General features: G+C 40.5%; 13 protein-coding genes. All 13 read left to right on the top strand.

Annotation, left to right across the window (positions count from 1 at the left end; genetic code table 11):
* Window positions 1-245: 245 nt before the first annotated feature.
* The 13 genes from DX933_RS14560 to mreB all read left to right on the top strand — a co-directional run bounded on the left by DX933_RS14560 (window position 246) and on the right by mreB (window position 14,687).
* Entirely contained in the window at window positions 246-1,070 is an 825-nt protein-coding gene (locus DX933_RS14560) for a M55 family metallopeptidase (protein WP_123317159.1), read from the top strand.
* Window positions 1,071-1,085: 15 nt separating this feature from the next.
* Entirely contained in the window at window positions 1,086-1,889 is an 804-nt protein-coding gene (locus tag DX933_RS14565; RefSeq protein ID WP_123317160.1) for a serine hydrolase, read from the top strand.
* A gap of 81 nt (window positions 1,890-1,970) precedes the next feature.
* Window positions 1,971-2,903: an ABC transporter permease gene (locus DX933_RS14570; RefSeq protein WP_123317161.1), complete on the top strand. Its 933-nt coding sequence runs from the start codon at window positions 1,971-1,973 to the stop codon at window positions 2,901-2,903.
* Between the two features lies 1 nt (window position 2,904).
* The gene (locus DX933_RS14575) at window positions 2,905-3,852 is read left to right on the top strand and encodes an ABC transporter permease (protein WP_123317162.1); all 948 of its coding nucleotides are present in this window, start codon (window positions 2,905-2,907) and stop codon (window positions 3,850-3,852) included.
* 25 nt (window positions 3,853-3,877) lie between these two features.
* The gene (locus DX933_RS14580) at window positions 3,878-4,873 is read left to right on the top strand and encodes an ABC transporter ATP-binding protein (RefSeq protein ID WP_123317217.1); all 996 of its coding nucleotides are present in this window, start codon (window positions 3,878-3,880) and stop codon (window positions 4,871-4,873) included.
* Window positions 4,874-4,953: 80 nt separating this feature from the next.
* On the top strand, window positions 4,954-6,609 hold the full coding sequence (locus tag DX933_RS14585) for a peptide ABC transporter substrate-binding protein (protein ID WP_123317218.1): 1,656 nt from the start codon (window positions 4,954-4,956) through the stop codon (window positions 6,607-6,609).
* A 274-nt stretch (window positions 6,610-6,883) separates the two neighbouring features.
* On the top strand, window positions 6,884-7,891 hold the full coding sequence (locus DX933_RS14590; RefSeq protein WP_123317163.1) for an ABC transporter ATP-binding protein: 1,008 nt from the start codon (window positions 6,884-6,886) through the stop codon (window positions 7,889-7,891).
* 523 nt (window positions 7,892-8,414) lie between these two features.
* On the top strand, window positions 8,415-9,569 hold the full coding sequence (gene spoIID, locus DX933_RS14595) for a stage II sporulation protein D (protein ID WP_223805982.1): 1,155 nt from the start codon (window positions 8,415-8,417) through the stop codon (window positions 9,567-9,569).
* A gap of 242 nt (window positions 9,570-9,811) precedes the next feature.
* Window positions 9,812-10,693, top strand: coding sequence for a M23 family metallopeptidase (locus DX933_RS14600; RefSeq protein WP_123317165.1), 882 nt, complete (start codon window positions 9,812-9,814; stop codon window positions 10,691-10,693).
* Between the two features lie 445 nt (window positions 10,694-11,138).
* A complete protein-coding gene (locus DX933_RS14605) occupies window positions 11,139-12,176 on the top strand; it encodes an AimR family lysis-lysogeny pheromone receptor (protein WP_123317166.1) in 1,038 nt (345 codons plus the stop codon).
* A 276-nt stretch (window positions 12,177-12,452) separates the two neighbouring features.
* Window positions 12,453-12,587 (top strand): hypothetical protein, encoded by a 135-nt coding sequence (locus DX933_RS18755; RefSeq protein ID WP_263363201.1) that lies wholly within the window; start codon window positions 12,453-12,455, stop codon window positions 12,585-12,587.
* Between the two features lie 561 nt (window positions 12,588-13,148).
* On the top strand, window positions 13,149-13,421 hold the full coding sequence (spoIIID, locus tag DX933_RS14610; RefSeq protein ID WP_123317167.1) for a sporulation transcriptional regulator SpoIIID: 273 nt from the start codon (window positions 13,149-13,151) through the stop codon (window positions 13,419-13,421).
* A gap of 264 nt (window positions 13,422-13,685) precedes the next feature.
* Complete coding sequence (mreB, locus tag DX933_RS14615; protein ID WP_123317168.1) at window positions 13,686-14,687, top strand: rod shape-determining protein; 1,002 nt, start codon at window positions 13,686-13,688, stop codon at window positions 14,685-14,687.
* The last annotated feature ends 30 nt before the right edge of the window (window positions 14,688-14,717 follow it).

Raw genomic sequence — 14,717 nt, forward strand, 5'->3', positions numbered from 1 at the left:
AAGGAATTGTATAAATTCTTTTTGCGTGCTTTTGTTGTTTTTAATAAAGGTATCCCATATATATGTTTTAAGTACGTAAATATGTCATACGAATCCGCTGTGTGTTCAGTCTGAGCGCACATGATTCCTTCGATAGGAAATGATAAAATACCCACTATTTTAAAATATCATACTATTTCATCTTTTAATTATCCTTAATATATGATAATATTGTACAAAAATTGAGGATTGTTAGGAGCCATGTGATGAAGCTTTATTTATCAGTCGATATGGAAGGAATTACCGGCTTACCAGATCATACATATGTTGATTCAAAATTTCATAATTATGAGCGCGCAAGAAAAATAATGACACAAGAAGCGAATTATGTATCCCAAGCAGCTTTTGAAAATGGCTGTTCTGACATCGTTATCAATGACAGCCATTCCAAAATGAATAATCTGCTCATTGATGAACTTCATTCCGATGTAACATTAATCAGTGGTGATGTAAAACCATTTTCGATGATGCAGGGCTTGAATGATGATTATGATGGTGCAATGTTTATCGGCTATCATGCGCGTGCAGGCAGCTTTGGGGTAATGTCACATTCCATGGTCCATGCCGTACGTCATTTCTATATCAATGATATTCCTTTGGGAGAGCTTGGTATGAATGCATATGTTGCCGGGTATTACGGTGTACCAGTATTACTCGTCGCAGGGGATGACCAAGCGATAAAGGAAGCAGAAGAAATAATACCAAATGTGACGACCGCTTGTGTGAAAGAAACGGTTTCCCGTTCGGCAGTGAAAAGTATGACTCCTAAAAAAGCGGGAGAACTGTTAACGGAAAAAACGAAACAAGCACTAGCAAACAGAAACCAGGTAAAACCGCTTATACCACCAGAACGACCGATTTTAAAAATAGAATTTTGTAATTACGGGCAGGCGGAGTGGGCCCATTTAATACCAGGGACTGAAATAGTGGAAGGTACCACTATCGTGCAATTTCAGGCAAAAGACATGATAGAAGCCTATCGGGCCATGATTGCCATGACGGAATTAGCATTACATACAGCATTTTCCTGATGGGGGGTACATGGGATGAGAGATGTCCAGCAACGGATTGAAGCATTATGTGATGCAGCTGGTGGAAGCTGGGGAATCATGTTAATGGATTTGGATAATGGAAGCAGTTGGGGAATGAATGAGACACAACCATACACAGCAGCAAGTATTATGAAGATACCCATTATGGCAACTGTCCTGCAAGCACATGAATCAGGCAAGTTTCAACTTGGTGACAAGCTGATCCTAAAAAAAGAAGACCTGGTTGGCGGTGCAGGTGTGCTGCAGCATATGACTCCTGGAACAGAGCTGACAGTTTATGATTTAATGATGCTTATGATTATTCAAAGTGATAATACTGCAACAAATATATTAGTCGATTTGGTTGGAATAAAAACAATTCAACAATATCTGAAAGTGCATGGTTTCGAAGGTACCAGCTTTTATAATAAGCTGATGATTGTACCGGCAAAACGGAAAGGTCCGAATCTTATTACTGCGGTAGATATGGGGCGTTTACTAACGGAGATAGCACAAGGACATATGATTTCCTTGCAGGCCTCGGAAAGAATGATTGATATCCTAAAAAAACAGCAATTGCAGGACTGTTTGCCGGCGCTGTTACCTGAGCAGAATCAATCTATTGTAGGCACGATACCAGTATGGGAAATCGCGCATAAAACAGGAAGTGTTCAAGGCATTTTACATGATGTAGGTATATTGTATGTAGGCCAAAGGAAGCTGGTTGCAGCCATCCTTTCTCAGGGACTGGACAAATTAGCGGCGCAATCAGTTATCCAGAAAATAGGTCTGGAACTGTATCGTTATTTAAAGAAATGATAGAACGATAAAATGAAAGCGCATTCTTATATCGCCTGATAGCGAGAAGATAAAAAACAGATCAAGATGGGGGAGAACGCGATGCTGCGCTACATATTAAAACGGCTGGCAATTATGCTCGTTACCCTGTGGATCATTATTACACTGACCTTTATTCTCATGGTTAGTGTACCAGGGTCACCATTTAATAGTGAAAGTTCGTCTAATGAAATCGTACAAGCAAATTTAAATAAGCATTACAATTTGGATCAACCGAAATACATACAGTATCTCGAATATATTAAATCAATTGCCACGTTTGATTTTGGACCGTCCATATCCAAACCACATCAATCCGTGAATGATTTACTAGGTAGAGGCTTTCCCATTTCATTTGAGCTCGGTATTATCTCGATTGCGGTTGCCGTCTTATCCGGTATTATTCTAGGGATTATTGCGGCATTGCGGCATAACGGTATCATTGATTATTTGGCAATGGGGCTCGCCGTCCTTGGCATATCTATACCGAACTTCATTTTGGCAACTTTGCTCATTCAGCAGTTAGCAGTAAATTGGGAAATTTTTCCGGTCGCCACCTGGTCGAGCCCAGCCCATATGGTTCTGCCTGTATTTGCATTAGCTACAGGACCAATGGCGATTATTGCACGTCTAACACGTTCGACAATGCTAGAAGTCCTGACTCAGGATTATATCAAAATGGCTCGTGCCAAAGGACTTTCCCCTTGGAAAATCATTATTAAGCATGCACTCCGTAATGCCTTAATGCCAGTTATTACGATTATGGGGACACTTGTTGCTGGTGTATTGACTGGTTCATTTGTAATCGAAAAAATCTTCGCCATACCGGGAATGGGTAAATACTTCGTGGAAAGTATTAACCACCGGGACTACCCTGTCATCATGGGTACCACCGTCTTTTACAGTGTGTTTTTGATTGTCATGCTATTTTTAGTGGATATTGCGTACGGCATTCTTGACCCTCGCATTAAGTTCCATAAAAAAGGAGGGGACTAGGATGAAGGCCATTCAGAAGAAGAATCGTCATGCATCTGTACCAGACGAATGGTTTCAATGGAAAGGAAAGGATATGGAAGCAGCGGAGGTTGTAGCACGGCCATCCTTATCCTACTGGAAGGACGCATGGCGAAGACTCGTTAAAAACAAGTTAGCCATGATGGGGCTTGTATTTCTTATATTACTTGGGGTGATGGCTATTTTTGGGCCAGTCTTTTCGCCATATGATGTGAACAAGCAGGATTTGCCCAGTCAATATCAGCCTCCCTCTGCAGCACATTGGTTTGGAACAGATGGAGCCGGTAGAGATGTATTTACCAGGACATGGTATGGAGCACGTATTTCCTTATTTGTTGGTTTGATGGCTGCAATTATCGACGTCACCATCGGTATTATTTATGGTGGCATTTCAGGCTATAAAGGCGGAAGAACAGATAATATCATGATGCGCATCATTGAAGTACTTTACGGTCTGCCGTATTTACTCGTTGTCATTATGTTGCTTGTTGTGCTAGGTCCCAGCTTGACAACCATTATTATTGCTTTGACGGTAACAGGCTGGGTGGGAATGGCACGGATTGTACGAGGGCAAGTGTTACAAATAAAAAATTATGAATTTGTGCTTGCCTCGAAATCATTTGGAACGAAAACGTCAAGGATTATCCGGAAAAATTTATTGCCGAATACAATGGGACCTATTATTGTACAAATGACATTAACCGTTCCATCGGCAATTTTTGCTGAAGCATTCCTTAGCTTTCTTGGACTTGGTATCCAAGCACCGGTAGCAAGTTGGGGTGTGATGGCAAATGATTCTTTAGGCGCTATATTATCGGGGAATTGGTGGACATTGTTTTTCCCAGCGTTTTTTATATCATTTACCATGTTCGCGTTTAACGTATTAGGGGATGGCTTACAGGATGCTTTAGACCCTAAATTGAGAAAGTAGGTGTTCATTGGTGGAAGGAGAACGAATGCTAGAGGTGCAAGACCTGCACGTGACATTCACAACTTATGGGGGCACCGTAAAGGCTGTTCGCGGAGTTGATTTATATGTAAATGAAGGGGAAACATTAGCCATTGTTGGTGAGTCAGGTTGTGGTAAAAGCGTTACTTCCAATGCGATTATGCGACTTATTCCCAGCCCGCCAGGCAAAATTACGAGAGGGATGATTCGTTTTAAAGGGGAAGATCTTGTATCGCTATCAGAAAAAGCAATGCGAAATATCCGCGGAGTTGATATATCGATGATTTTCCAGGATCCAATGACAGCACTTAATCCAACCCTGACGATTGGTACGCAGCTCATGGAAGGATTATATGAGCATCAAAAGGTGACTGGTCAGGAAGCAAAGCGTCGCGCATTGGAAATGATGGATCTTGTTGGGATACCGAATCCTGAGGAACGCTTAAAACAGTATCCCCATCAATTTAGTGGGGGGATGCGCCAACGGATTGTTATTGCCATTGCCTTAATTTGTGAACCAGAGCTATTGATTGCTGATGAACCAACAACAGCATTAGATGTTACCATCCAGGCACAGATTTTGGAACTGTTTGAAAAAATTCAAAAACAAACGGGTGTATCGATTATTTTAATTACCCATGACCTTGGCGTTGTTGCGAAAATAGCGGACCGAATTGCAGTTATGTATGCGGGGAAAATAGTGGAGGTTGGAACCAAACGTGAAATATTTTATCAACCGGAACATCCGTATACGAAAGGTTTGCTGCGGTCCGTTCCCCGCTTGGACTTGAAGGGGGGGAAGTTAGCGGCTATTGAAGGAACACCTCCAGATTTATTTTCACCACCAGAAGGTTGTCCATTTGCTGCCAGATGTGCCTATGCGATGGAAGTGTGCACGCATGTACATCCAGTCAAAACGTCACTCAGTCCATCACATCAGGTGGATTGCTGGTTGCAGGATGAACGAGCTAAAAAGCTTTTAGCCACCTCATCACCCAAATAGTTTTGTTTGTCGGAATCATAATACATGGTTGACAAGTTATTTGTTCAAAAAAATAAAGGGAGGAAAACGAATTGAAAAAGATGCTCTTGTTTTTACTAACGCTGCTTACAGTCGTCATGTTGGCGGCCTGTACAGCAAATGATGATGCGGGGAAAGAAGAGCCAGCTGAAAATACTGATCATGCAGAGGGCGATGCAGAAGCTGCAGAGAATGAGGATGATGGCAAAGTATTGCGCTTAAACAATGGCATTGAGCCAAAGTCATTGAATCCTTCGATTGGCTTTGATTCCGTCTCTTGGACACCGTTGAATAACCTGATGGAAGGTTTAACAAGATTAGATGAGCAATCAACGGCCCAGCCTGGAGCAGCAGAGAAGTGGGATATTTCTGAGGATGGAAAGACATACACCTTCCATATTCGCGAGGATGCTAATTGGTCTAATGGTGATCCTGTCACAGCAGAGGATTTTGTTTTTGCTTGGAAGCTGATGCTGGATCCGGAACAGGATCCGCCTTCTCCAGCAGCATTTCTAGGTTATTTTATTAAGGGTGGAGAAGCTTTTAACAGTGGCGAAGGATCTGCTGACGATGTTGCTGTAAAGGCAGTTAATGAAAAAACATTAGAGGTGGAATTGGAAGCACCAACAGGTTTCTTCTTAGATTTACTGACAAATCCAGCATTCTTCCCAATTCATCATCAAGTTGCTGAAGAAAATCCAACCTGGCATGCAGAAGCTGATTCATTTGTTTCCAATGGACCATTTAAGCTGACTGAATGGGAGCATGAAAGCGAAATGGTTTTTGAGAAAAACGAAGAATACTGGGATGCGGATGCGGTAAAGCTTGATAAGGTTCATTGGGCGATGGTAAATGACGACAATACCCAATATCAAATGTTTGAACGTGGTGAACTCGATACGGCGAGTATTCCTGCTGAAATGTCTGATCAATTAATTGATGGAGATAATGTCTTTATCGGAGATTATGGTGGATTAGAATTTTATCGCTTCAACTTAACGATGGAGCCGTTCCAGAATAAGAAAATCCGTCAAGCATTTGCATATGCGATTAACAGACAGGACATTGCTGAATTTGTTGTGAAAAATGGTGTTGACCCAGCATTTGGATTTGTATCGCCTGGATTCACTGGTCCATCTGGTTCCGATTTCCGTGATGCCAATGGAGACCTCGTTACCTTGGATGAAGATAAAGCGAAGCAATTACTAGAAGAAGGTATGAAAGAAGAAGGCTATGATGAGTTGCCGGAAGTCGTTCTTTCCTATAACACAAGTGACACGAACAAAGCTGTTGCTGAAACAGTGCAGGATATGATTAAAGAAAATCTTGGTGTAGAAATTAAACTGGAAAACCAAGAATGGGAAGTCTTCTCAGCAGCACAACAAGACTTAGAACTGCAATTCTCCCGTAGTTCCTTTATCAATGATTATAATGACCCTGTAAACTTCTTGGAAAGCTTTATTACAGATTCATATATGAACCGAACTGGTTTTTCGAATGAAAAGTATGATGATTTGATAGCGAAGGGTAAATCTGAAGTGGATGAGGAGAAGCGTTGGGAGTATTTATATGAGGCAGAGAAGCTATTAGCAGAAGAAATGATTATTTTACCAATTCGTTACTACAATACCGTAGCGTTAGAATCCGATAAAGTATCCGGTATTCTACGTCACCCCGTTGGATATATGGATTTGAAGTATGCGGATAAACAACAATAAAAAGTCGTTTCTAAGCATAGCTGGAAAAAGGTATCTTTCATGAAGATACCTTTTCCTCCTATTTCTATTCAGGAGTCGAATGCCATGTTTTTTGTAATGAAGCTTAAGCTATAGTGTGGCTACACCCCATATAACCCTCATGGGAAGCCCATCGATAGATCAACTTCTAAATCTTAATAAACCAGGAATGCAGAAGGTACCAGCAGAAATAACCTAAACAAACGTTTGATTTACATAGAAAAAACTTGTGTGGATGGCTAGAGGAGGAAACGGAATGGTAGAAAGAATTCTTGAAATTAACCATTTGAAGAAACATTTTGATATGGGTAGGGGAACCATGTTAAAGGCGGTAAATGATGTTAGTTTTCACGTGAATCGTGGCGAAACCTTTGGACTCGTTGGGGAGTCCGGTTGCGGGAAATCAACGATTGGGAGAACGATAATGACCCTATATGATCGTACAGCGGGTGAAGTCTTATTTAATGGAAAAAACGTACACGAACTGCCTACAAAGGAAAAATTTAAATATTACCGCAGCATGCAGATGATTTTTCAGGATCCCTACGCCTCTTTAAATCCACGTTCCACTGTAAGAGAGGTTATCTCAGAGCCAATGGAGGTTCATGGTATTTTCAAAAATAAAAAGGAGCAGCTGGAAAGGGTTTATCAGCTTTTGGAGGAGGTCGGGCTAAACCGTGATCATGCCAATCGTTATCCGCATGAATTTAGTGGTGGACAAAGGCAGCGAATCGGTATCGCTAGAGCACTTGCGCTAAATCCTGACTTTATAATCGCAGATGAACCAATTTCAGCGTTGGATGTTTCTGTACAGGCACAGGTAGTAAATTTATTGAAGGAGCTGCAGGTGGAAAAAGGGCTAACCTTCTTATTCATTGCCCATGACCTATCCATGGTGAAGCAAATTTCTGATCGAATCGGTGTGATGTATCTAGGGAACATGGTAGAGATGACGGCAGCTGATCAATTATATGAACGCCCTCTCCATCCATATACAAGGGCATTGCTATCAGCCATCCCAATTCCAGATCCGGATATTGAAGAAAGCAGAGAAAGAATTATCTTGGAAGGAGAATTACCGAGCCCCATTAATCCACCAAGTGGTTGTGTATTCCGTACAAGATGTCCGATGGCGATGGATATTTGTGCCAAAGAAAAACCAGTTTGGCAAGAAGTCGAACAGGAACATTATGTAGCCTGTCATCTGTATCAGGAATCGAGTGGGACATCTGCTGAGCCAAAAGTAAATATCTTAAGTAAATAATGCATGAAAATAGAACATCTATCCTAAAGCAACTAAAAGGGTAGATGTTTTTTTGTTGCAGGACAATCGGGTACCTATTCTTAGTTTCCTTTACGTCTTAGCTACGCTGAAAAGCCAAGCATTATTAGTTGGGGCCAAAAAATGTCGTGTACGTATGCGGATGCCATTTTTCTTGTTTCCATTCACTAGAAATTCTTTGAAAACCCCCAGTTATGCTCCACGATTCTCCAATATATTTGATAGGCTAACAACGTTTTTAAACGGGAACAAACATTTTAATGATGACAAGGAGAAGACATACAATCTACCTACACCAGGTACGCTCCGTATGCGCGACACAGTTTTTTTCAATATACCAATGGTGGAACGGTCAGATAATAGGATAGCTGGTTGTTATTCTATTTTTTAGTTCTATTCGATTGTATTTTTGTATAAGTTAAATAGTAGGGATGCTAGGGAAAACAGGCACTCCCTATAACAATTTAGTGATACAGGTAAATATGCTTTATTAGGGAGGATGCGCATGAAAAAATACAAATCAAGCTTAAATAAGAAACAACGTCCCCTTGCTCAAATGCTTAAAAAGAAAAAAAGATTTCATCGGCGCCCGAAAATCATGCACGCGCCATTCTCTAATCGAAAGCTCGGACCGAAAAGAGGCCCCCGTTGGCAAATTCCTAGTGTGATGTTCTTTATGGTAATGGCATTTGTCATGCTCATACTTCCATCTGTCATCGTTATTCCCTTTATCACAAATGAAAAGGTGGAATCAGGAATGCAAGAAAAAATGACACCAGCATCGAAGGAAGCCGAGACAGATCTTGGGGAAGCTGTATCTGTCGCAGTGATGCGCACCAAATCGGAAAAGGTGGAAAATGTCCCATTGGAGTCATATGTAGCTGGGGTCGTTGCATCAGAAATGCCGACAAAGTTTGAACTAGAGGCGTTGAAGGCGCAGGCACTTGCAGCTCGCACCTTTGTTGTTAATCATTTGATACATCAGCAAGCTGATTCCTCCGATTATATATCTGACTCTGTTCAGCATCAAGTGTATAAAAATGAAGAAGAGCTTCGTAAAACAATGGGGGATGAATTTCAGAAAGGGATGCAAAAAATTAAGGAGGCAGTCGCTGCAACAGAGGGGCAAATACTTACTTTTCAAGGTAAGCCCATACATCCTGCATACTTTTCCACTAGTAATGGATATACGGAGAACTCAGAGGATTATTGGGATAATAAAATGCCATATCTTCGCAGCGTGAAAAGCCCCTGGGACGAAAAGGTCTCTCCAAAGTTTTTGGATCAAGTGACATACAGTATAGAGGAAGTTGCAACAGCATTAGGGATTGAATTGTCAGGAGAGGGCGCCATTTCATTTGAAGCAACACGTACAAAGGGACAGCGCATCAAGGCACTAACCATTGCGGGTGAAACATTCACAGGTCGCGAAATTCGGGAAAAATTACAGCTGCGATCAAGTGATTTTACGATAAAACAAAAAAACAATCATCTTATTTTTCGAACGAAAGGCTATGGTCATGGAATTGGCATGAGTCAATATGGCGCTAATGGGATGGCATTAGAAGGAAAGAGCTATGAAGAAATTGTTAAATACTATTATCAGGACGTTGAAATAAGTACGGTAGATTCTATTGCACCAGCTCTAGCAGCGAAATAAAATGAACTTCAATCAGTGGGCTTTTCGTCCTTCACCCACTGATTGTTAGTTGAACCAGTCAGGCCTTTACTGGCTGTTGATCCCCATTTGGTCTTACAGCCAATTAATCTGTGATAAATAGTTAGAAATCACCTCACAACTGCTTAGGATACCCCAAAAATGAAAAAACATCACAAAAATATGGTATCTGACGTATAGAATGCTGCATTTCTGTTCAGAATGGTTGTTGAGGTGATGAATGAATGAAAGAAGAAAACAAGCGTGCTTCAAAATGGAGCCAAATTACACGTAAGAAATGGTTTTTCCCAACGCTGTACCTAGCCGTCGCTGCCATACTACTAACAGTTGTCGTCTGGTATCAAAATGTAGACAAGCAAATTTCAGATACAACTCAGCAGCCGGATACTGAGGCTAGTGACCTGCCAAATTCATTTGGCGATGATGTTCAGGCTGTGATGGATCAGCAGGAAACCATTAAGATGCCAATAAGGGACCTGGAACAAGCAGAAATCGTAACTAAATTTTATGATTACAACGCAGATAAAAAGGATAAGGAATTAGCGCTTGTCCTTTACAACAATCGCTATTATCAGAGCACAGGAATTGATATTGCTGCATCTGATGGCAGCGCATTCGAGGTTCTTGCATCTTTAAGTGGAACAGTGGCAGAGGTCAAGGAGGATCCAGTGCTAGGCATGGTCGTCCATTTGGAACATGAGAATGACGTTACGACTTATTATGCTAGCCTTGGAGATGTACAGGTGAAGGCTGGGGACAAGGTGAAGCAGGGAGAAACCATTGCCAAAGCAGGCAAAAATCTATTTGGCAAAGACTTAGGTAACTATTTACACTTTGAGTTACGTAAGGATGGCAAGACGGTGAACCCGGAAACGTTCTTTAATCAACCAGTATCCAAGCTTGATGCAGTTCAAGCAGATGAAGCAAGCCAAGAGCAGGAATCACAAGAATCAGCAGAAAATGAAGAGGCACCAGAGGACGCGGAACAAACGCAAGATGAAAGTGATGCTTCCGAGGAAGAACCTGTTGAAAATGAAGAGCCAGCTGAAGGTGAAGAACAAGAAGAACCAGTAGAAGATGAAGCAACAGATACGCCAGAACAATAAGAAGAACGAGAGAAGGGACTGAAACATAACTAGTCCCTCATCATAAAAAAACGGTCATGTTTATCACGAAAAGATAACCATGATCGTTTTTTTGGTTCAGGCCGGTCCATGGAACGCGAAGGTGATTAATAAAAGGGAGAGGAGTTCCAGTACCATTCATTTACTGAAACTCTTTTTGTTATGTTTCACTAGGTTTTGTCCCAGATGCTTCTTTTTTCTTTTATACAGAACAAACAGTGAGAAATTTGTCGAACGATAGTTGAAAAAAATGACAAATAATATGTTAATATAATGAATACATACAAAAATCCAAAAAGTATTAGACATTATGTCATATTTTGAATGGAGCGTCATGCGAAAGGTAAGAAAGTCCTTAAACGACTTTTGATTGACATCGTCCACTAAATGAAAAAACATTGCCATAAAGCGGAAAGGAAAGTTAGGAATGGAGCGTACGAAGTATAGCCTGTACGATGAATTACTTACGGACGCGAATGATCCGAGTCTTGCGTTCGAGCAGGTTTTTCACCAATTGTTACAGAAATATCCACGGTCAGAAGCAATTGAATTCATGCGCGATTATTGCCTACAAAACAAATCCAGTTATTCAAGCAGAATTGGAATGGAATTTTTGTATATGAACGGCTTGTATAACGATCTTCAGAAGCTTATTCATATCAACAAGCAATCCCATGTATTGAAAAATAAACAATGGGCAGCTGTTTATCAACTCATCATCGATCGCCGCACAAATAAAATTCCAACGTATGTATGTGTTCAAAAGCTTAATCGTATCCACACAGATGATATTATTCTATATTGCTTAATTGAATTGACGAAGGTCGGCTGTTATTTCGATGTAAATAATTACGATAAAATTGGTAAATTTTTAGATGTCCAATTTGAGTTATTTTCTAAAATTGAAGATCCATTTATGCTTTCGTGTTTGGATTTACGTTTACATCAGCAGCTCGTATTTTATCATTGGATGCGAAATGAAGTCATTATGGCAAGAAAGTATGCCTTTCGCGCGCTTAACCAGACAAACAGTCCGCAAACAAAGGCATCCTTGCACATTAACCTTGGTTTAACCTACACCTTTGATACGTATTCACAGGGGATGTATCACTTTAATGAAGCGTTGAAAATCGCAAAGGAAAACGAAATGGACAAATATATACATGCGATTTGTAATTACAATATCCCTTTTATTTCAGCCCATTTTAATCAAGTGGATGGTATATCAAGTGAGGATCCAAGTGAACAGGCACATATTGAGATTGCAAAAGGTAATTACAAAAGAGCAATTGAATTATTGGAAAGTATTCCATTAACGAGTCCTTTTGGGATTTATTATATGGGCATGGCTAAACAGGATGAACAACTGCTGATGAAGTCTTACAATTGTTTTATTAATCGCCGCAGTGATTACTTTTTTAGTCGTTTGCCCCTGAATGCAATGAAAAATTTATCCAGTGCTTAATAACTAGCATGCAATAATGGATAGTCACTCATCTGGAAATGGCTTCGCTTAGCCACCATGAAAGGGTCGCCTCTCCTTCCTTTGTGAAGGGAGTATGCTACATGAATTTTTTTCACCACCTCCAATGTTTTGCAGGAGAAGATGAATGCCGATCTGCTGCACATGAAATGAAACTGTATGAGCCAAGGGAAGCTATAGCATCAAAGTTTGCTTTGAATTTGCTATAAAAGGGTTCAATGAATAAACATTTCATCAAAAGGAAATGGAGGGGGTACCATGAAAGTACTCAAAATGTTTCTTGGTGCAGTTTTGATTGCTTTTGTCATTGCTGTCGGTTCGATGAATGCTGGACAGGAATTGGCGGATCCTGAGTTTGGTCAGGTTGACGGCAATCCAAGCACTATAGGATAAATTTATTTTTATTGAGGGACCTAATAATCGAATAAGTGAATGATATTTGGAATGGTATATGCGAAATGGTTTTAAACAAAGAACCCTTTTTAATAGAGCTAGAGCTCCATGATATGAAATCATGGGGCTTTTTGCTGTCTTCCACATCTGATCTTCCATAGGCTGTTCAGGCCAGTCCAATTGTAATACCTCCCGCTAAAGACTTCAAAAATAATCATAATACTGAAAGCTTGGTAATAAAATGTTACAAACCAAGCAATGAGTCAAGTCTGAGGTGAGAGCTTGTGTGGTTCCTTTAATACTGAGTGACATCATTTGAAATGGATACATATTGTTTAAAGTACATGCAAATCGCATACATCATGATATGGAAGCAGATACATTGGAATGCCAGTTTATTGGATCACCATACTGGAAGGATTATAAGCGGCTTCACGACATCTGGAAGAATGGGCTGCTTAAATATACGTAGCATGATAAGCGGCCTTGCTACAGCTGGCTTTCCAATCACCTTGTCTCAAACCGCACCTCGGAAATTATCCAACATAGGAGGCGAAGGGTGTGCACGATTACATCAAAGAAAGGACAATCAGGATAGGTGAACATGTTGTAGAGACAAGGAAAACCGTCCGTATGATTGCAAAGGAATTTGGTGTATCAAAGAGTACAGTTCATAAGGATTTAACAGAACGTCTGCCGGAAATTAATCCGGAATTGGCAGCCCAGGTAAAAGAAATTTTGGAATATCATAAATCCATCCGTCATTTACGTGGTGGCGAGGCGACAAGAAAAAAATACAAGCTGGAAAATGCCGCTGCTGAACCGACAAGCTAGAGTATTACCTGCTTGGAGTTGGTGCAATGTATGGCTGTCACCACTCCAAGCCATCGTTAAATGCCCATTCTGCTATGGTATAATCTATTTCTTCCCTTCTCATATTTCTTTCGTTATTCTCTTCTGACATATGTCTTAAAAAAATCACAACCTTTTTCCTATAAATGCAGTTAATTGTAGAAAGATGTGGTAAAATATAATATTAGTAGCATTATGTTTTCTAACAGGTGCAAGATAGTTATTAAGCTAGGAGGATCTCGATTCATGTTTTCCAGAGATATAGGAATTGACCTTGGAACTGCCAATGTTTTGATTCACGTAAAAGGTAAAGGAATTGTATTAAATGAACCAGCCGTCGTTGCAATGGACCGTGTAACTGGAAAAGTCCTGGAAGTTGGAGAAGCTGCACGTCGTATGGTTGGACGGACACCAGGAAATATTGAAGCCATTCGCCCGTTAAAAGACGGGGTGATTGCTGACTTTGATGTAACAGAAGCAATGTTAAAGCATTTTATAAATAAAATTAATGTTCGAGGTTTTTTATCTAAACCGAGAATGCTGATTTGCTGCCCGACGAATATTACGAAGGTGGAGCAAAAGGCAATCAAAGAAGCCGCCGAGAAATCAGGCGGTAAAAAAGTGTATTTGGAAGAAGAACCAAAAGTTGCAGCAATTGGTGCCGGAATGGAAATTTTCCAACCAAGCGGTAATATGGTTGTAGATATTGGTGGTGGAACAACAGATGTTGCTGTACTTTCGATGGGAGATATTGTAACGGCAGAATCCATCAAAATGGCCGGTGATGACTTTGATTTTGAAATTCTTCAGTACATCAAAAAGAAGTACAAGCTTCTGATTGGGGAACGTACAGCTGAGGATATTAAGATAAATGTAGCCACTGTCTTTTCGGGTTCTCGTAAAGAATCAATGGATATTAGAGGACGTGACATGGTTTCAGGTCTTCCACGCACCATTACGATTCATTCTGAAGAAATTGAAGAGGCGTTACGTGAACCAGTATCGCTCATTGTTCAGTCTGCCAAATCCGTATTAGAACGTACACCTCCTGAGCTTTCAGCAGACATCATTGATCGCGGCGTTATTTTAACTGGTGGTGGAGCATTAATTCATGGTATTGATGAATTACTTGCAGAAGAATTAAAGGTACCAGTATTTATTGCTGAGGAACCTATGAATTGTGTAGCAAAAGGTACCGGAATGATGCTTGAAAATATTGATAAAATTGAACGAAGAAGCATCATTTAATCACGCGAATGGATTTAGTGTCCATAGAGA

It is taken from the genome of Ornithinibacillus gellani (assembly GCF_003730295.1).
Taxonomy (GTDB): domain Bacteria; phylum Bacillota; class Bacilli; order Bacillales; family Amphibacillaceae; genus Ornithinibacillus_A; species Ornithinibacillus_A gellani.

Excerpts from the sequence above, each read along its gene's own strand:
- DX933_RS14560 (WP_123317159.1), top strand. The coding sequence starts at position 246 with ATGAAGCTTTATTTATCAGTCGATATGGAAGGAATTACCGGCTTACCA.
- DX933_RS14565 (WP_123317160.1), top strand. The coding sequence starts at position 1,086 with ATGAGAGATGTCCAGCAACGGATTGAAGCATTATGTGATGCAGCTGGT.
- DX933_RS14570 (WP_123317161.1), top strand. The coding sequence starts at position 1,971 with ATGCTGCGCTACATATTAAAACGGCTGGCAATTATGCTCGTTACCCTG.
- DX933_RS14575 (WP_123317162.1), top strand. The coding sequence starts at position 2,905 with ATGAAGGCCATTCAGAAGAAGAATCGTCATGCATCTGTACCAGACGAA.
- DX933_RS14580 (WP_123317217.1), top strand. The coding sequence starts at position 3,878 with ATGCTAGAGGTGCAAGACCTGCACGTGACATTCACAACTTATGGGGGC.
- DX933_RS14585 (WP_123317218.1), top strand. The coding sequence starts at position 4,954 with ATGCTCTTGTTTTTACTAACGCTGCTTACAGTCGTCATGTTGGCGGCC.
- DX933_RS14590 (WP_123317163.1), top strand. The coding sequence starts at position 6,884 with ATGGTAGAAAGAATTCTTGAAATTAACCATTTGAAGAAACATTTTGAT.
- spoIID (WP_223805982.1), top strand. The coding sequence starts at position 8,415 with ATGAAAAAATACAAATCAAGCTTAAATAAGAAACAACGTCCCCTTGCT.
- DX933_RS14600 (WP_123317165.1), top strand. The coding sequence starts at position 9,812 with ATGAAAGAAGAAAACAAGCGTGCTTCAAAATGGAGCCAAATTACACGT.
- DX933_RS14605 (WP_123317166.1), top strand. The coding sequence starts at position 11,139 with ATGGAGCGTACGAAGTATAGCCTGTACGATGAATTACTTACGGACGCG.
- DX933_RS18755 (WP_263363201.1), top strand. The coding sequence starts at position 12,453 with ATGAAAGTACTCAAAATGTTTCTTGGTGCAGTTTTGATTGCTTTTGTC.
- mreB (WP_123317168.1), top strand. The coding sequence starts at position 13,686 with ATGTTTTCCAGAGATATAGGAATTGACCTTGGAACTGCCAATGTTTTG.